Annotated in this window: 16 protein-coding genes; 12 read left to right on the top strand and 4 right to left on the bottom strand. The window is 44.8% G+C overall.

Going from position 1 to position 18,169, the window contains the following annotated elements:
• Window positions 1-3: 3 nt before the first annotated feature.
• Complete coding sequence (locus ON006_RS18975; RefSeq protein ID WP_244820945.1) at window positions 4-1,785, bottom strand: ABC transporter ATP-binding protein; 1,782 nt, start codon at window positions 1,783-1,785, stop codon at window positions 4-6.
• Between the two features lie 246 nt (window positions 1,786-2,031).
• On the opposite strand from ON006_RS18975, the gene nusB reads away from it, so the two are divergent.
• The 6 genes from nusB (at window position 2,032) to coaE (ending at window position 5,795) form a co-directional block, all read left to right on the top strand.
• Complete coding sequence (nusB, locus tag ON006_RS18970; protein ID WP_244820944.1) at window positions 2,032-3,198, top strand: transcription antitermination factor NusB; 1,167 nt, start codon at window positions 2,032-2,034, stop codon at window positions 3,196-3,198.
• A 105-nt stretch (window positions 3,199-3,303) separates the two neighbouring features.
• A complete protein-coding gene (locus ON006_RS18965; RefSeq protein ID WP_244820943.1) occupies window positions 3,304-3,606 on the top strand; it encodes a YtxH domain-containing protein in 303 nt (100 codons plus the stop codon).
• Between the two features lie 8 nt (window positions 3,607-3,614).
• Entirely contained in the window at window positions 3,615-4,043 is a 429-nt protein-coding gene (locus tag ON006_RS18960; protein WP_244820942.1) for a DUF1573 domain-containing protein, read from the top strand.
• Between the two features lie 22 nt (window positions 4,044-4,065).
• Window positions 4,066-4,368, top strand: coding sequence for a preprotein translocase subunit YajC (yajC, locus tag ON006_RS18955; RefSeq protein WP_244820941.1), 303 nt, complete (start codon window positions 4,066-4,068; stop codon window positions 4,366-4,368).
• 107 nt (window positions 4,369-4,475) lie between these two features.
• Window positions 4,476-5,168 (top strand): YbbR-like domain-containing protein, encoded by a 693-nt coding sequence (locus tag ON006_RS18950; RefSeq protein WP_244820940.1) that lies wholly within the window; start codon window positions 4,476-4,478, stop codon window positions 5,166-5,168.
• 18 nt (window positions 5,169-5,186) lie between these two features.
• Window positions 5,187-5,795, top strand: a complete 609-nt coding sequence (coaE, locus tag ON006_RS18945) for a dephospho-CoA kinase (RefSeq protein WP_244820939.1) — start codon at window positions 5,187-5,189, stop codon at window positions 5,793-5,795.
• Here the strand turns inward: coaE and ON006_RS18940 are convergent.
• Genes ON006_RS18940 through ON006_RS18930 form a run of 3 tightly spaced genes read right to left on the bottom strand, consistent with a single transcriptional unit; the run spans window position 5,792 to window position 8,840 of the window.
• Entirely contained in the window at window positions 5,792-7,555 is a 1,764-nt protein-coding gene (locus tag ON006_RS18940; protein ID WP_244821185.1) for a DNA polymerase III subunit gamma/tau, read from the bottom strand. The genes coaE and ON006_RS18940 overlap by 4 nt on opposite strands.
• Window positions 7,556-7,590: 35 nt before the next feature.
• Window positions 7,591-8,442, bottom strand: a complete 852-nt coding sequence (locus ON006_RS18935) for a glycoside hydrolase family 16 protein (RefSeq protein ID WP_255772901.1) — start codon at window positions 8,440-8,442, stop codon at window positions 7,591-7,593.
• Window positions 8,439-8,840 carry a DUF6934 family protein gene (locus tag ON006_RS18930; RefSeq protein WP_244820937.1) on the bottom strand — a complete coding sequence of 134 codons (402 nt, stop codon included), beginning with the start codon at window positions 8,838-8,840 and terminating at the stop codon, window positions 8,439-8,441. Before ON006_RS18930 ends, ON006_RS18935 begins: the two co-directional genes overlap by 4 nt.
• Window positions 8,841-8,961: 121 nt before the next feature.
• On the opposite strand from ON006_RS18930, the gene ON006_RS18925 reads away from it, so the two are divergent.
• From ON006_RS18925 to ON006_RS18900, 6 genes are all read left to right on the top strand, one after another.
• Window positions 8,962-9,963 (top strand): GSCFA domain-containing protein, encoded by a 1,002-nt coding sequence (locus ON006_RS18925; protein ID WP_244820936.1) that lies wholly within the window; start codon window positions 8,962-8,964, stop codon window positions 9,961-9,963.
• 60 nt (window positions 9,964-10,023) lie between these two features.
• Window positions 10,024-11,130, top strand: coding sequence for an Mrp/NBP35 family ATP-binding protein (locus ON006_RS18920; protein WP_244820935.1), 1,107 nt, complete (start codon window positions 10,024-10,026; stop codon window positions 11,128-11,130).
• Between the two features lie 67 nt (window positions 11,131-11,197).
• The gene (locus ON006_RS18915) at window positions 11,198-11,455 is read left to right on the top strand and encodes a NifU family protein (RefSeq protein ID WP_244820934.1); all 258 of its coding nucleotides are present in this window, start codon (window positions 11,198-11,200) and stop codon (window positions 11,453-11,455) included.
• Window positions 11,456-11,619: 164 nt separating this feature from the next.
• The gene (locus tag ON006_RS18910) at window positions 11,620-13,341 is read left to right on the top strand and encodes a D-alanine--D-alanine ligase family protein (RefSeq protein WP_244820933.1); all 1,722 of its coding nucleotides are present in this window, start codon (window positions 11,620-11,622) and stop codon (window positions 13,339-13,341) included.
• Between the two features lie 173 nt (window positions 13,342-13,514).
• Complete coding sequence (locus tag ON006_RS18905; protein ID WP_244820932.1) at window positions 13,515-16,205, top strand: MGH1-like glycoside hydrolase domain-containing protein; 2,691 nt, start codon at window positions 13,515-13,517, stop codon at window positions 16,203-16,205.
• Between the two features lie 151 nt (window positions 16,206-16,356).
• Entirely contained in the window at window positions 16,357-18,120 is a 1,764-nt protein-coding gene (locus tag ON006_RS18900) for a phospho-sugar mutase (RefSeq protein WP_244820931.1), read from the top strand.
• The last annotated feature ends 49 nt before the right edge of the window (window positions 18,121-18,169 follow it).

The raw sequence follows: 18,169 nt of genomic DNA, 5'->3' as shown, positions 1-18,169 counted from the left end.
TTCCTAAACCTCCTCGGCAATCAACTGCTTCTCGTAAAGCTCTTTATAAGCGCCATTGGCGGCCATCAATTCTGAATGTGTGCCTTGCTCAACTATTCTTCCTTCATCCAGAACCACGATTTTGTCGGCAAGCTTGGCAGAAGAAACGCGGTGCGAAATGATCACCGAAGTACGCTGATCCATAATCCGTTTCATATTATTGAGGATAATGTTTTCCGTATTGGTGTCCACAGCCGAGAGGCAGTCGTCGAGTACCAGTATTTTGGGGTCACGTGCGATGGCTCTGGCAATGGAAAGGCGCTGCTTTTGTCCTCCTGACAATGTAATCCCCCTTTCTCCCAGCATGGTTTCGTAGCCTTGTGGGAAATCAATGATGTTATTATAAAGATCTGCGTCTTTTACTGCTTGTTCGATTCTTTCGAAAGGCATATCGACGGTTCCGAAACGGACATTGTTTTGGATCGAATCTGAAAAAAGGAAGACATCCTGAGGCACATAACCAATCTGGCGACGGTATGCATGCACATCGTAATCCTTCATCGGAATGTTGTCAATGAGAATCTGACCTTCTGTTGGATCATATAAACGGCATAGCAGATGCGCCAGCGTGCTTTTGCCGGAACCGGTCGTTCCCAATATCGCAACCGATTCTCCCGGATTTACTTTCAGATCAAAATGTTGCAGCGCCTGAATTCCTGAATCAGGGTAGATAAAGCCGACATTCTGAAATGTGATAGCCCCTTCCAGCGGTTTGACAAGGTTTTTCTCCGAAACCAATGTTGTCTTTTCATTCAAAAATTCATTGATCCTTGTTTGCGACGAAGCAGCGCGCTGGATCTGGCTGGTAGTCCAGCCCAATGCCATCACTGGCCACGTAAGAATATTGACATATAGAATGAACTCAGTGATATTGCCCGGCGTCAGTCTGCCATTAATGATTTCCTGGCCACCTACATAAATGATCAGAATATTGCTCAAACCAATGAGCAGTAGTATAACAGGGTAAAAGAATGCGTCAACTTTGGTGAGGCCGAGGGATTTGGTCTTAAAAGTTTCTGCCTCTTTCTGGAAATTGGAAAAAGAATGATCTTCCTGAACAAAAGATTTGATCACCCTGATCCCTGAAAAAGCTTCCTGTACATACGTCGAAAGTCCTGAAAGTTGCTTTTGAATCTCCTGAGAACGTTTCATGATCATACTATTGACGACATAAACGCTGATCGAAAGCACAGGCAACGGGAGTAGCACATAAAAAGTCAGTTTGGTGCTGACAGATGCCATGTAGGAAATTACCAGAATGAAAAGCACGATCAGGTTAATGCCGTACATGAGCGCAGGCCCCAGGTATATCCTCACATTGCTGACGTCTTCGGATATCCGGGCCATTAAATCACCGGTGTTGTGGCGTCTGAAAAAACTCGCAGGTAGCGTCTGGTAATGTTGGTATATGTCGTTTTTGAGTTCAAATTCAATGTGCCGGGACATGACAATGATGGTCTGCCGGACGAGGAACAGAAAAATTCCCTTCAATAATGCCATCAGCAGAATGAGCAAACCATACAGCAGGATGCTGAAAGCAAAAATGTCATACATCCCGCTTTGAAGCGAAGCCCCATTGAAAAGATAGTAAATATCGAGGGTTTCGATCACCAGATCAAGGGCGTAACGCACCAGCTGGGCAGGGATTATTCCAAAAAGGTTAGAAATAATGGTAAAAATGGTTCCCAGGATGAGATACCATTTGTATTTCCATAAGTACTGGTTGAGGTACTTTAATGCTTTCACTCGATAAAACTTTTAGACCGGAGATTTCAAACAGATGCGGGACTATCCTAAACCAACATCCTATTCATTTAAAACGTTGCAAAATTAAAAGGCGGTGTTTCATTTTTTCGATTCTAAACAAAATAGTCTAATTTTGCGGTCAATTTTAAAACACAAATGCGGGGTATGCTAAATGAATAACCTTGCTATACATGCAAAAACGTTCTTTGATTTACTGTACCTTTTATCCAATTAGTATTCCGGCTTATGCTGAATAGAAGATTATTAAGAACCAAGGCGGTCCAGGCGCTTTATGCAAGACAGTTGACAGCAGATGCCAATCGTTTGCTCGCACTAGATCACATTGATGAGGCTTTTGCGCCGGATCTGAACTCCATGGAACCTCAAAACCGGCAGAAGTTAGCAGGGATGAAACGTCTGGCTGGAATGACGCTCGACGAATTGATTAAAAACGGAAAACCCAATGAGGATGAGGAACTTCCGGAGCAGGTTTTGAAAGTTGCACGCAGTGCATTTCAGGCATACAGCCGCCAGACAGCTACGGATGGAGAGAAAATGGTAAGGAGGGTATTGAATGAGACTGAATCGATCCATGTTGATTTTGTACGTGTTCTTTCAATGATCATTGAACTGGCGCATCAGGCCAAAATTGACCGCGAAAGAAGATATGACGATCCTGAATCGCCTTTTCCAAAAGACTCTGGCTTGGACACCAACAGAGTTGTGAGGGTGCTGATCGAAGATAAAAACCTGGAAGAGGAAATTATCAGGAACGGTATCAACTGGTCCAATGAAATGAACCTTGTCAGGAAAACTTATCGTGAAGCATTGAGGAAAGATGCGCAGTACGAAGCTTATTGCAAGGAAACCTCACATACCCCTGAGGAAGATCAGGCTATCGTTCAATATATTTTAAGACAGGTTATCTTAAAGCACGAAGTTCCGCTTGATTATTTTGAACAGCGTGACCTATATTGGAGTGATCATAGTGAACTGATCCGTAGTCTAGCCATCAAAACGTTGAAATCAGCAGACAATAGCGCTACTTTTCAGTTGGCGCCTTTGACCAAAGATTGGGAAGAAGACCGGTTCTTTGTAGAAGAACTATGCCGGATCGTGGTAGCTGAAAGTGATAAATACGATCTATATCTGGATGATCAGCTTAAAAACTGGGAGCTGGAAAGGGTTGCGCTCGTGGATCTGATTATATTGAAAACTGCGTTGGCGGAACTGATCCATTTCCCGGGCATTCCCGTTAAAGTAACAATTAACGAGTTTATTGAAATAGCAAAAAGGTACAGTACCCCAAAAAGTGGTAAGTTTGTAAATGGCGTCCTGGACGTGCTTTCTGTGAAGCTTTCGAAAGAAGGGGTGATCAGAAAGAGCGGCCGCGGATTGATAGATAATAAATAACGGCTTTCGAAAGTTATACAGGTTTTACCGCATGGAATAATTTTTGAGGGCTTACCAATATCAAAAAGGCTGATAGCCGCAGCAACAGCTAAAACTTAAAAACTCATGAGTAAAACCAGTAATAGTTTAATCGCATTCCTGACAGGTTGTGTCACCGGCGCTGCATTGGGGATTCTTTATGCACCCGACAAAGGGGAAGTTCTTCGCACCCAGCTGACTTACAGATTGTCGAAATACAGGGAGAAATTGGAAGGCGTGATCCAGGATATGGTTGATAAAAAAGACCAGCCGGATAGTCTCGCCAGAACCGAAGGCGAGCGGGTTGTGAATGACGCCCGCGAAAAAGCTGAAAAGCTGCTCGAAGATGTGGACCGTTTGATGGCTCAAATCAAAGGTCAGGCCAATTAATTACCGATATGAAAAAAATATCCATTTGTGTTTTGTTAGGAATCGCATTGGTTTTTTCCGGTTGTTCCAAAAAAGAAGATAAAAGCGAAGCGGAACAGGCAGATTCAAAAATGCCTGTTTTTGCTTTGATCGATAGCTCATCGTTCGATTTTGGAACCATTCAGGAAGGAGCTATTGTGGAGCACAGTTTCAAATTTCGCAATGATGGAGAATATCCGCTGATCCTGAACAATATCACTTCTTCCTGCGGCTGTACAACGCCGGAATGGCCCAAGGAGCCAATTGGTCCCAAAGAGACATCAAGTATCAAAGTCCGTTTTGACAGCAAACACAAGTCGGGTCCCCAGGTAAAAACCATTACGGTGTATGCCAATACGGAACCTGCTTATTCGGAGCTAAGGCTCAAAGGAGTTGTCAATTCCGCACCAACAAAATAAACTTTCTAATCTATCTCTTACAATGAATTTTTCTTTATTAGCACAAGCAGCAGCAGGCGGCTCACAAGGTATGATTTATCAGGTCGTGATGTGGGTCGGGATAATCGGGGTGTTTTATTTTTTCATGATACGCCCGCAGCAGAAAAAGCAAAAAGATCAGAAAGAATTGCTTGGTAACCTCAAAAAAGGCGATCAGGTGGTAACGATTGGAGGAATCCACGCCCGGATTTATACAGTAGAAGAGACAACAGTTACGTTGGAACTGGATAAAGGAGTAAAGTTAACAGTTGACAAATCAGCCATCTCGCGTACTATTGCAGGATAAATTCTCGTAATGAATATTTGTTCGTTGCTTTGAGATCGCTGTTTAGTAATGAATAAATAATTTATGAACAGCATACATTTTCGGATGTATGCCCATTTTAATTTGCTGTGAGTAACGTACCGTCAGGCCAGAACAGGATCAAAACTTTTTTCGTATGCATCCTGGCAGCCTCTTTTTTTTGGTTGATGAATGTGTTGAATAAGGATAATTATTCAATCAAGCTTAATTACCCGCTGGAAATTGAGTACGATAATTCCGCATTCGTTCCCATGCAGCCTTTGCCCAAGAGAATTTCAGTAAATGTATCGGGTGATGGTTGGACTTTACTTCAAAAGTCATGGCTGAATTTCAATGCTAATCCGGTAGTATACAAGGTGTTGAATCCCAATGAAGCTAGCTTTATCAATTCAACGGCCCTGACGGACCAAATTACAGAACTTTTCCCTAACCTGCATGTCAACTATGTCATTGCAGATACGTTTGAGTTAAATTTCGAGCGCAAGATCAGGAAGATCATCCCTATCAGGGTGGATAGCGCCGGTATCAATATTCGGGACGGGTACGTGATATCAAGCATCATCAATGTGTCTCCGTCGCTGATCTCGGTGGACGGGCCGGTTTCACTGATCCGCACCTATCCCGATACCATTCGCATTTCAATTCCTGTTCCAAAAATCCAGAATAATTTCGACGAAAGCCTACCGATTCCATTGCCCGTATCTCCATTGGTGGAGGTGAGTCATCGGGACGTATATGTCAGTTTTGAAGTTGCGCAGTATTTAAATGCTGCTCCTCAATAACCATCTTTCCCCGAAACCATGTCACTTCCACTTCAGATAGGAGTTACCGGCGGTATTGGTTCCGGCAAGAGCATAGTCTGCCAGGTATTTTCCTGCCTTGAAATTCCTGTTTATCACGCCGATTCCCGTGCCAAATGGCTTACCAATCATGAACCTGAGATCAGAGAAAAGGTAACGGATTTACTCGGGCCGGAATCGTATGATTCGTCAGGAATGTATAATACTTCGTTTGTTGCCTCCGTGGTTTTCAAAGACGAAAAGCTCTTAAAAAAGCTGAATGCCATTATCCATCCAGTGGTCATGAGAGATACCCAGCATTGGGTTTCGGAACATGCAGACTCTCCATATGTGTTGAAAGAAGCGGCCATTATGAACGCGGCCGGGCAGGGGAATTCACTGGATTACGTCGTGGTGGTTCACGCGCCGGAAGATCTGAGGATCAAGCGTATTCTGCAAAGAGACAATCGTAGTGAGTTGGAAATCAGATCGATTATCAAAAGGCAAGCGTCGGACGAGTCGAGAAAGCAGATCGCAGATTTTATCATTACCAATGACGAAACCGCTGCTTTGATCCCGCAGGTTTTGCATCTTAACCATCAATTTCTGGAAGCGGCGAAAAACCGTTAGAAATCTACGTCAAGGCCCAGTGCCTGCTTCAATTCCAGCAGATAGGGGTTCTTTTCAGCCATATAATTGAATTTTTCGGCAGGAGTATAGGGTAGCCGGTTTACCTCCTGGGGCGCTACACGGGGGTTAATGTCCAGCCTGGGAGCATCGATCCGGCTTTTCAGAAAACCCAGCAGATCATAACGCATGTTCTGGACTGCTTCCAGCTGGTGCGTGTTGTCAAGCGCTATTTCAATGGTGGTACCTTCCAGTTTGAACTCTCTCCTTAGTGTAATTTCCTCGGTGGTCGAGTTTCCGGCTTGCTGTCTCTTTTCTGCAAATTCATACCAAAGCCTTTGAAGTGTTTCAAAGGTCAATGCCTCCTTTTTGACATTACTGCCGGCTGCTACGGCAGCATAGTCAGTTTGAGCCGCAACGGTTTCCTTAACCGGTTGGCTGGTAATGGGAGTGGTGGCAGTGAGCGGAATCGTGCTTTTCAGTCGTGACGGTACAGCTGGAGTTGCTACTGGCTGTGGCGGCGGTGCGTAAGAGCTTCCATTGGTTGGAGCGCCGTTCGTTGGCGGTATTGCCGGAACAGAAGGCTGCGAATTTAATGGCTGTTGCTGTGGCTCAACTTTTTTTTTTGCCGTTTCATCAACGGCTGCAAGTGAATTAAGTTGAAGAACGTGCGGTAAATTGGCGAGCTTCATGAGGCAAAGCTCCACATGCAGTCGCTGGTTTTTGGCTGATTTGTAATTGATATCACATTGGCTCGCGATACTAAGCGCAGAGAGCAGGAAACTCATATCGGCCATCGCAGACTGTTCCTGGTATTTACGCTCGGCAGACTCCGAAACCTGCAAAAGCGTCACAGTAACAGGGTCTTTACCCACCAGCAAATTCCTGAAATGTTCCAACAGCCCTACCACAAACAAATGTCCGTCAAAACCTTTTCGCAAGATCTCGTCAAACAAAACCAAAGACCGCGCTATACTGCCGGCAGTCAATGCATCGGTGATTTTGAAGTAATAATCATAGTCCAGGATATGCAGGTTTTCGAGTACTGCTGCATAGGTAAGGTGATTATTAGTTGAAAAAGTAACATTCAAATCGAACATTGAAAGCGCGTCACGAAGTCCTCCGTCCGCTTTTTGCCCGATCAGTTCCAGTGCTTCTTTTTCAGTTTCAATGCCTTCTTTTTTTGCGATATCAGCCAGATGATATGCGATATCTTTTGGCTGTATCCTGTTAAAGTCAAAGATCTGGCAGCGCGAAAGGATAGTAGGCAGGATCTTATGTTTTTCCGTAGTTGCCAAAATGAAAATGGCATAGCCCGGCGGTTCTTCCAATGTTTTCAGGAATGCATTGAATGCGGCCTGAGAAAGCATATGAACCTCATCAATGATGTAGATTTTGTATTTTCCAGTCTGGGGTGGATAGCGAACCTGATCGATCAGGTTACGGATATCTTCCACCGAGTTATTGGAAGCAGCATCCAGTTCGTGGATATTGAAAGACGCATTGTTTTGAAAGCTGACACAGGATTCACATTCGCCGCAAGCTTCTACATCATCGCCGAGGTTCTGGCAGTTAATTGTTTTGGCTAAAATCCGCGCACATGTAGTTTTTCCTACACCCCTCGGACCGCAAAAAAGAAAGGCTTGCGCGAGGTGATTGGTGCGAATTGCGTTTTTTAATGTGGTAGTGATGTGTGATTGGCCAACCACCGAATCAAAGGTGACGGGACGATACTTCCTGGCCGAAACAACGAAATGATCCATGGTGCAAGATACTTCCATGCACTGGAATTTCAAAGTTACTTTTTCTCGACAAGCGGGTAAACACGGACGTAATCGACCTCCATTTTTTGAGGGAAAATGCTGTCATCCACGCCTTTTTGCCCTCCCCAGTCACCTCCGACAGCTATATTTAAAATAAAATGAAAAGGTTTGTCGAACGGCCATTGCTGCCATTGATAACCGGCTTCTTTCTTGAATGTAAAATAGGATTTACCATCCACCAGAATGGAAATGGCATCGGGTGTCCACTCGCAGGAGTAGGTGTGAAATTCCTCTGAGACCTGGTCGACCATAACATTATTTCCCTTGTTGGTTCCAATGGTATGGTTAAAAGCTTTGGTATGGACATTGCCATGGACTTTACCGTGATCGAAGCCAACATGCTCCATAATGTCGATTTCACCATTATCAGGCCAGCCTTTATTACCGTATCCATTTTCGCTGGCTAGCATCCATATAGCTGGCCAGGTGCCTCGTCCTTTCGGCAGTTTGGCCCTGATCTCAAACTTTCCATACAAAAAATCCCCTTTCCCTTTTGATACCAAACGGGCAGAACTGTGATCCAGTTTTCCGGATTTTTCTTTAATGGCAGTGATAACGAGGTTTCCGCCCTCTACTTTGGCATTAGCGATTTTGTCCGTGTAATCTTCCAGTTCGTGATTGCCCCAGCCATGATCACCGAGGTCGTAGCCCCATTTGGTAGGGTCAGGCTTTCCGGGAGTATCGAATTCGTCTTGCCAGGACGGGTTAGTGCCGAATTCGTAGGTTTTCTTGCTGGACGGAGTTGGTGGGCTGGATGGTTGAGAACAGCACACAAAAAAATTAGACAAAACTAGGACTGCTGATAGTATCAATTCTTGCCTGTTCATTTATTTGAATGACGATTAAATAGGTTTGATAAATCTGTTTTTCTTAACAATTCATTCATCTCGTCCAATTCCTTTTGCACAATTTCATCTCTGACTAGCTGCCGAGGAGGTTCGTTGTGCAGACGAACTACACTGCAACGTGGATTTTTTTCTAAAAAGTCACTCACAATGCAGGAGACTGTTGTATTAATTTTGGCTAGATCGTTCGCATCTTTTTTCGATGGAGAGCCAAGCTCGTCATTGTCTAGCAGGTCAAATAACGCCAGATTATAAATCTCGTTTTCGTCTGTCTGACTTAATACAACAACCTTCTTTACTTCTTTGTCCGCACTAACACTGACAAATTCATATCGCAATTCTTGACGCGACAGCGCGAATGGGTAGGAACTTTCGTTCATTTTGGAGGATAAGTGTGTGTAATTTGAATCAAACATAGTGTTTTTCCGGGACAGAAGAAATTGGCAGAGTGCTGGGTAGAACAAATACTGCTAATTTTGCAGAAGACATATTTGCAGATGAATGAAGGAGATTAAGCTAAGTACCGAAGTCAGTATCACGCCGTCGGAATGGAAGATCAGCCACCACTCCAAAATAATGACCATCGGTTCGTGCTTTGCGGAGGTATTGGGTACCCAACTTGGCGGCTATAAATTTGAAGTACTTAATAATCCGCTGGGTACTGTTTTTAATCCATTGGCCATCAGCAAAATATTAGATGCTGCCCTCGAAGAAAAAGCTCCTAATCCGGCATTGTATTTGCAGAATCAGGACCAGATATGGCTGCATCATGACTTTCACTCATCGCAATGGAGTCAGGATAAAAATGAGCTGGAAGCAAGCCTGACAGACAAGCTAGCTAACATTAAGCAGTTTTTAAAACAAGCCGATGTGCTGGTCATTACTTTTGGTACTGCCTACGCCTACCGCCATCGCCAGACCAACCAGATCATCGGCAATTGTCATAAACTTCCGGGAGAGAAATTTGTAAAGGAATTGCTTCATCCCGACCAGATCAGCATTGCCTGGGAGCAATTGATCCAGAAATTGCAGACTTTCAAAAGGGATCTTCGGATCGTTATGACGGTGAGTCCCGTGCGCCATACGCGAGATACATTACCATTGAACCAGGTAAGTAAGTCAACATTGCGGCTGGTATGTCATAAGCTTAGCGAAAAGTACAAGCAGGTCGAATACTTCCCTTCCTATGAGATCATGATCGACGAGCTGCGCGATTACCGGTTTTATGAGGAAGATATGATACATCCGAATAAGATTGCGGAACAATATATTTTCAATGGTTTTGAAGCAGCTTTTATTGATACCGAAATGCAGGCATTCATGAAAGAATGGGACGCTGTGAAGCAAACGATCCATCACCGGCCATTGCACGGATTTACGAAAAGCCAGCTGAAACTACTGAAATCATTATGGAGCAAGCTGAATGCACTTTCGCGAAATATGGACGTGTCCGCCGAATTGGAAGAAATTGAAAAGAGAATCAGAGAATTTCCGGTTTCCTAACAAACTCATTGAGGACATTTGTTGTTGAACAGTATTAAGACAAAGTACGTAACCAGTATAATGGGAGAATTTACAATCAATAAAGAAAAAGTTTTACAGGCATTAAGTACCGTGGAGGAGCCTGACCTGAAAAAGGATCTGGTGACGCTGGGGATGATCCAGGATATTGAGATTGGGGTTAATCAGGTGCGTTTTACAGTGGTGTTGACCACACCGGCCTGCCCGCTGAAAGAATTGATCAGAAGGAATTGTGAAGCAGCTATTCATGAGCATCTGAGTCCCGATGTGGAAGTGATTATCAAGCTTACTGCCAATGTTACTTCCACGCGGGATAGCGGCCCTATGATCCCGGGAGTTAAGAATGTAATTGCGATTTCGTCAGGAAAAGGAGGGGTAGGGAAGTCGACGGTAACTGCAAACCTGGCAATGGCATTGCACCGCTCAGGCGCGAAAGTGGGAATTATTGATGCAGATATTTCAGGGCCGTCGATACCGGTCATGTTCGGAGCTGAAAACATGCAGCCGACCATTACACCGAAAAATGGCAAAAACTATATAAATCCGATCCATCAGTACGGGATCAAAATGATATCCATAGGCTTTCTCACGCCGCCCGACAGCGCGGTGGTATGGAGAGGGCCGATGGCAAGCCAGGCATTGAAACAGTTCTTTGGCGATACCGATTGGGGCGATCTGGATTACCTTTTGATAGACCTGCCTCCGGGAACCAGCGACATTCACCTTACTTTGGTGCAAACCGTGCCGGTAACAGGGGCTGTAATTGTGACTACACCCCAAAAAGTGGCCCTGGCCGATGCAATTAAAGGATTGTCTATGTTCCGTCAGCCGCAGATCAACGTCCCTATTTTGGGCATCATTGAGAATATGGCCTGGTTTACGCCTGAGGAATTGCCGGATCATCAATACCATATCTTTGGAAAAGGTGGAGGGCAATTGCTAGCCGATAAGTTTAATGTGCCGTTGATCGGTCAGATACCTCTGGTGCAGGGGATCAGGGAGGCGGGAGATGAAGGTCGTCCGGCTGTTATGGACACGAACCCGATTGTGAACGATGCATTCCGGGATGCTGCCGAATCGCTTGCCCAGCAGGTGGCGATCCGCAACGCAACCAGAGAAAAAACCCTTCCGGTAGAAATACAGGTTTAGGCAGAGTCTATTAATGATTTGATTTTTAGAATATAATCTTGCATATTAGCAAATAGATTTTTTAACAATGGATTCAAAAGAAAAAACAATAGAGCTAATCGAGCAGGCACTCGAATCGGTACGTCCTTATTTGCTTGCAGACGGCGGTGACGTGAAATTAGTTGAATTAACGGACGATATGGTTGTCAAACTGGAATTGCAGGGATCATGCCAAAGCTGCCCGATGAGCGCAATGACATTCCGGGCAGGCCTGGAAGAATCAATCCGTAAAGCGGTACCGAATGTTAGTAAAGTGGTTTCCGTGAATGTTCCGGAGCTGGCCTGATACGGTCTGAAACTTATATTTATTTAGATAAAAAGCAGTCTTCGGTTATGAAGGCTGCTTTTTGTGTTTAAAATTCCGCCGCAACTCTGACAGAAATTGATTCATCTCAATTAGTACCTTATATTGCAGCTATGATCTAAATGCATTAATCAGGATATCTAAATATGCGTATCGGAATTTTTTTTGGTGGTCCCTCCCGTGAAAGGGAAATTTCATTTGCGGGTGGCAAGACTGCTTTTGAGTATCTGGATAAGTCCCTTTTCGAGCCCGTGCCGGTCTTTGTGGACAGCTTCGGTCGTTTTATACTTTTGGAAAAAGAGTTAATGTATTCCGCTGAGATCAGAGAGTTTTATCCATTGAAAAGCGCTCAGCTCAACGGTTTCAAGACATATATCGAATCTTTTCCCGAGTTGGCAGATCAACCGCTGCCAGCTGAAATAGGGAAGTTGCTGGCTCCGTCAGAATTTAAGCAACATTTCGAATTTGCGTTCCTCGCCATGCATGGTCCTGACTGTGAAGATGGCGCTATACAGGGATTGCTGGAATGGTACAGAATTCCATACAGTGGCCCAGGGCTAATGGGTTCCGCAGTTGGTATTGACAAAATATTGCAAAATGAAATGATCGCACTGGTGAATGGTCAGCAGAAGAAAAGCTGGACGTTACGTTTTAGTCAGTGGGTTCCCCGCGAATATCCTATTCTTTTTCAGGTACTTAAAAAACATCTCGGCCTGCCACTGGTTATTAAAGCCCCGCACCAGGGTTCGTCAATCGGGGTAGCCATTGTGAAGGAGGATTCTCTTGAAGAATTCATTGCCGCTGTAAACCAATGCTTTTTCCAGATCGAACTCGATGCCAATATCTGGAATTCATTGGATAGGCCAGAAAAACAGGCATGGGGCCAAAAAATAGCTAATCTGGACGAGGGGATAGGTTTTCCTGTTGTTTTCTCCGGTGAAACAGTTTACCATCCTGCTAATCTGATCGCTAAACTGGACGAATATTTCGCCAGCGGCCAGGAGCACGCGTTTATCAGTAGTTCCAATGGAGAGGATCAGGTTTTAATTGAAGAATTTATCGACGGACAGGAATTCTCCTGCGGTTGTATTCAGCTCAGTGATGGAAAGCCATTAGCATTGCCTCCGAGCGAAGTGATCAAAATGGTAAAGGTTTTTGATTTTAATGCAAAATATAAACCGGGTGCTAGCCGCAAAAGGATTCCGGTTGATACAACACTTGAAAAAAACCAGGAAATACAGCAGGTTATCGCACAGGTTTTTCAGCAACTTGGTATCGATGTCTGCGTGCGGATCGATGGGTTTTTGACCGGTGACGGCACCATTCTGCTGCACGACCCGAATACCATTCCGGGCATGTCACCTACCTCCTTCATTTTTAAACAAATGGCAGAGATTGGCCTGAACGTTACCCAGGCACTGACTTACCTGATACGCCAGTCTATCCGTGAGCGGATCCGTTCCGGCAAAAATACCTGGGAGCAAAGAAGGCTTCTCGATTCACTGGATAATCAAATCAACCTCAACAGAACTACCGAGAAGCCATCCGAGCTAATCGTCTTCGGCGAATCCGATGAAGAGTATGTTGCGGCGCGACTGAAATATGGTCAATTGAATGCAGAAGGCAAGATAAAGCCGGTGCCCGTATTGAAGGGAGCTGATGGGAAGTTTTATAAGTTGACTAACCCTTTGATGTTCAAGGAATACGTGTCAGACGTGGAAGCTTTGCTGCATACCGAAAGGCATCCTTTACTTTCCGAAACATCGGCTAAGGCAGCACCTACTACTGCTTTTTATGCGGGAGAAGTTAACTATCAGGTGGAGGTACATTCAAATCTTGATTCAATCCTAAGCCCGGCAATAAACTAGCGCTTTTTTGGAAATAGAGGTTCTCAGATTATTACTATTAACGGGTGGAGGTCGTCTTTTCGGCATTTTAAAATTTTTTAATTTTATCCCGGTTTATGGTGTTTTTGAAAGCCGGTTTTTTAAATTGTGTTGATTTACAGTGAAATTCATTCCTTTCGAAAATTGATATATTAATGGCACACGGCGCTGAGAAAGTAAGATTAAGCCTTCAAAAGGATAATAGGGGATGGAAAAAGTGGGGACCTTATTTGTCTGAACGCCAGTGGGGAACGGTTCGAGAAGATTATAGCGGCAACGGTGATGCCTGGAACTATATCACCCATGAGATGGCGCTTTGCAAGGCGTATCGATGGGGTGAGGACGGCATTGGCGGGTTTTCGGACAATAAGCAACACATATGCCTCTCCTTTGGATTTTGGAACCATAATGACAAAATTCTGAAAGAAAGGATCTTTGGATTGACCAACCGCGAGTCAAATCATGGGGAGGATGTGAAGGAAATGTACTACTATCTGGATAGTACGCCGACACATTCTTACACCAAAATGTTATACAAATATCCTCAGAACCCCTTCCCGTATGACAAGCTTCGGCAGGAAAACGGGCGGCGCGGGAAACAGGATCCCGAGTACGAAATCATGGACACGGGTGTGTTCGATAACGACGAATACTTCGATATTTTCATTGAACATGCCAAGGCGGACGAGGAGGACATTATGATGAAAGTCACGGTTTTTAACCGTGGTCCGAAAGATGCTCCGATCACAGTCTTGCCTACGATCATGTTCCGTAATACCTGGTCGTGGGGTTACGAAGCATTCAATTACAAGCCGATCATGAACGGTATTTCCAACCGTCTCATTGAGGTAACCCATCGTAAGCACGGCAAGTATAATTTATATCTGGACGGGGCCGATGAGCTTTTGTTTTGTGAAAATGAGACAAATTTTAAGAAACTGTACGGTACTGCCAATAATACTGCATATCCCAAAGACGGGATCAACGATTACGTGGTTAGTGGCAAAAAATCAGCTACGGTTAATCCCAACAACATCGGTACCAAAGCTTCTGCAAGATTTACCAAGACCATTAAAGCTGGCGAAAGCGCTACTTTTAGAATGCGTTTTGTAAATCATTCTATTTCGGAGCCTTTTGGCGGTTTTGAAGATCTTTTTGCCAAAAGGATCAGAGAAGCCGATGAGTTTTATGACGATTTGCAAAGGGATGTAGCTGACGCTGATTTGCGTTCCATTCAACGCCAGGCTTATGCCGGGATGCTTTGGAGCAAGCAGTTTTACTACTATAATGTCTACGAATGGCTGAAAGGCGATCCTGCGCAACCAGGACCCAATCAGGGACGAAAGTGGGGACGCAATTCGGGTTGGAAGCATCTGTACGCAGCCAACATTATCTCCATGCCGGACAAATGGGAGTACCCGTGGTTTGCCGCGTGGGACTTGGCTTTTCACTGCGTTCCGCTGGCGAGGGTTGATGCTGATTTTGCAAAAAGACAGCTTGAAATCCTCCTGCGCGAGTATTATATGCACCCCAACGGGCAGATACCCGCTTACGAATGGAATTTTTCAGACGTAAACCCGCCGGTACATGGCTGGGCTACGTGGAAAGTCTATGAGATTGACAGGGAGCAGAACAATGGGGTAGGGGACATTGAATTCCTTGAAAAAATATTCCATAAACTGCTGCTGAACTTCACCTGGTGGGTTAATCAGAAAGACGATACGGGTAACAACATTTTCAGTGGAGGCTTCCTCGGTCTGGATAATATCGGTGTTTTTGACCGGTCTACCCCGATGCCTTTTGGTGGGAAGCTGCAACAGGCCGACGCTACGGGCTGGATGGCGATGTATACGCTGAATATGCTGCGCATTTCGGTTGAAATTGCGTTGGTGCATCCGGTTTATCAGGATATGGCGTCCAAGTTTTTCGAGCACTTTCTGCACATTGCCGGCGCCATGGAATCGATCGGCGGGAAAAACTCTTCGATTAGTCTTTGGGACGAGGAAGACCAGTTTTATTACGACGTCATTCACATCCCGAACGGGCAAAGCATTCTGTTAAAAGTGCGGTCTATTGTGGGGCTGATACCATTGTTTGCTGTGGAAATTCTTGATCCTCAGAATCTTGACAAAATGCCGGTGTTCAAGCGGCGTGTGGAATGGGTGCTTGCAAACAGGCCCGATCTGGCGCGCTTGATCTCGCGGTGGTTCGAGTCAGGAAAAGGAGAAAACAGGCTGTTATCAATCCTGCGTGGCCACCGGATGAAAATGATCCTGAAACGGATGCTGGATGAAAGCGAATTTTTGTCGGACTACGGCGTTCGCGCATTGTCCAAGTACCACGAAGAGAATCCGTACAAGTTTTATATCAATGGAGAGGTGTTGCAGGTGGATTATACTCCTGCGGAAGCATTGACGGATATCATGGGAGGGAATTCGAACTGGCGCGGCCCGATCTGGTTCCCGCTGAACTACCTCATTTTTGACTCACTGATGAAGTTCCACGCCTACTATGGAGAGGATTTTATGGTTGAGTATCCGACAAATTCAGGGAACCTGGCAACTATTAAAGATGCGGCCATGGCGATTGCGTGCCGTCTGATTGATATTTTCAAAAAAGATACCGAAGGCAACAGGGCGGTGTACGGTCACGATGTTAAAATGCAGAAGGACCCGAATTTCAACGATCACGTGTTGTTTTACGAATATTTCCACGGAGACAATGGACGCGGATGCGGGGCTAGCCATCAAACTGGCTGGACTGGCCTGGTAGCGGAACTGATCCATAAGACTGCGAAGGAAACATTTAAGCAAACCGAGAAAGAAGAGCTGGAAATAAGTAAATAATTCCGGCATATATTTACATTTATGATACTAACGGAGTTTTGAGATAATCCTTAGTCCCTTTTTGGTATAAATTTCTGATTGTCAGATGTATATATCGAAAAGGGATTCGCTTTAAATTTAATTTCTATAATCAATTCTATTTAACTCAATTATGACTGCAAAATTGGAACCGAATGTGATGACCAAAGTGAGCAGCTGGCTCAACGGTGATTATGATATCGATACAAAACAATCCATTCAACAACTCATTGATGAAGGGAACGACACGGAATTAACGGATGCATTTTATAAAGATTTAGAGTTTGGAACAGGCGGATTAAGAGGATTGATCGGGATCGGGTCCAACCGGATGAACCGCTACACAGTGGGTACTGCCACTCAGGGGCTCGCCAATTACCTCAATAAAGCGTTTCCAAACGAAGACAAAAAAGTAGCAATTGCTTACGACAGCCGTATTAAATCGGATGAATTTGCGAAAATCATCGCAGATATTTTTTCAGCAAATGGCATTACAGTTTATCTTTTTGAAGCATTGCGGCCTACGCCTGAGCTTTCTTTCGCGATCCGTTTGCTGGGCTGCAAAAGTGGTGTTGTAGTGACTGCTTCCCACAATCCAAAAGAATATAATGGCTACAAAGCATATTGGGACGACGGTTCTCAGGTGGTAGCTCCCCACGATACTAACATCATCACGGAAGTCAATGCCATTGAATCGATTGACCAGGTGAAATTTGACGGTGATGCTTCAAAGATCATCAAAATCGGAGCAGAGGTAGACGAAAAATACATGGATCACATTTTGTCGCTTTCCATTTCAAAAGGTGCATTGGAGCGTCAGAAAGGCCTGAAAATAGTTTATACCCCACTTCACGGAACTGGTGTAACGCTCGTTCCTGCTTTACTTGCTAAAATGGGTTTTGAGGCAGTAACTGTCATTGAAGAGCAGGCCGAGCCAAAAGGTAATGGTCAGTTTCCGACGGTGGTCTATCCAAACCCTGAGGAAAGCGAGGCAATGTCGAAAGCGGTAGAAAAAGCGAAGGGAATCGACGCAGACCTGGTAATGGGAACCGATCCTGACGCCGACCGTGTAGGTATCGCCGTAAAAAACCATCATGGCGAAATTCAGCTACTGAATGGTAACCAAACAGCCAGCGTGCTCATTTACTATCTGCTAAATGCGTGGAAGGATGCGGGAAAACTGACTGGAACACAGTTTGTTTGCAAAACGATCGTGACCACGGACCTTATCGACAAAATGGCGGCTGCCTATGATGTGAAATGTTACAATACCCTTACCGGATTCAAATACATTGCACAGGTAATCCGCGAGAAAGAAGGTATCGAACAATTTATTGGTGGTGGTGAAGAAAGCTACGGCTACCTGATCGGAGATGCAGTTCGTGACAAGGATGCAATTGCGTCCTGCGCGATGATCGCCGAGCTTACTGCTTATGCAAAAGACAAAGGGTTGAGCCTCTTCGATATGTTAATGGAAATCTACAAACAGTTTGGTTTCTATTACGAAGGTTTGATTTCTCTGACCAAAAAAGGCAAGTCGGGTGCTGATGAAATTCAGCAAATGATGGCTGATTTCAGGGCTAATCCTCCGAAAACATTGGCAGGTTCGCCGGTAATTAGGATGGACGATTACAAAGCATTGAGCACTGTTGATTTTACAACTGGCACCTCGCATTCTATTCCTTCCGGCGAAATGGGTATCGAGCCTTCGAATGTGTTGCAGTTCTTCACGGAAGACGGAACGAAATTTACCTGCCGTCCATCCGGTACCGAACCGAAGATCAAGTTCTACGTCGGTGTACGCGCAGCATTGGAGAAAAACGAGGATTTCGATAAAGTGTATGCTGATTTGAAAGAGAAAGTAAAGGCGATTGGTGAGGAGTTGGGATTGAAATAATGCCTTTTATATAAGTAGTAAAATGCGAAGGCGGCTTGTTAGGGCCGCC

Origin of the sequence: Dyadobacter pollutisoli, from assembly GCF_026625565.1 — a bacterium.
Taxonomy (GTDB): domain Bacteria; phylum Bacteroidota; class Bacteroidia; order Cytophagales; family Spirosomataceae; genus Dyadobacter; species Dyadobacter pollutisoli.
This window is presented reverse-complemented; position numbering and strand designations above follow the sequence as displayed.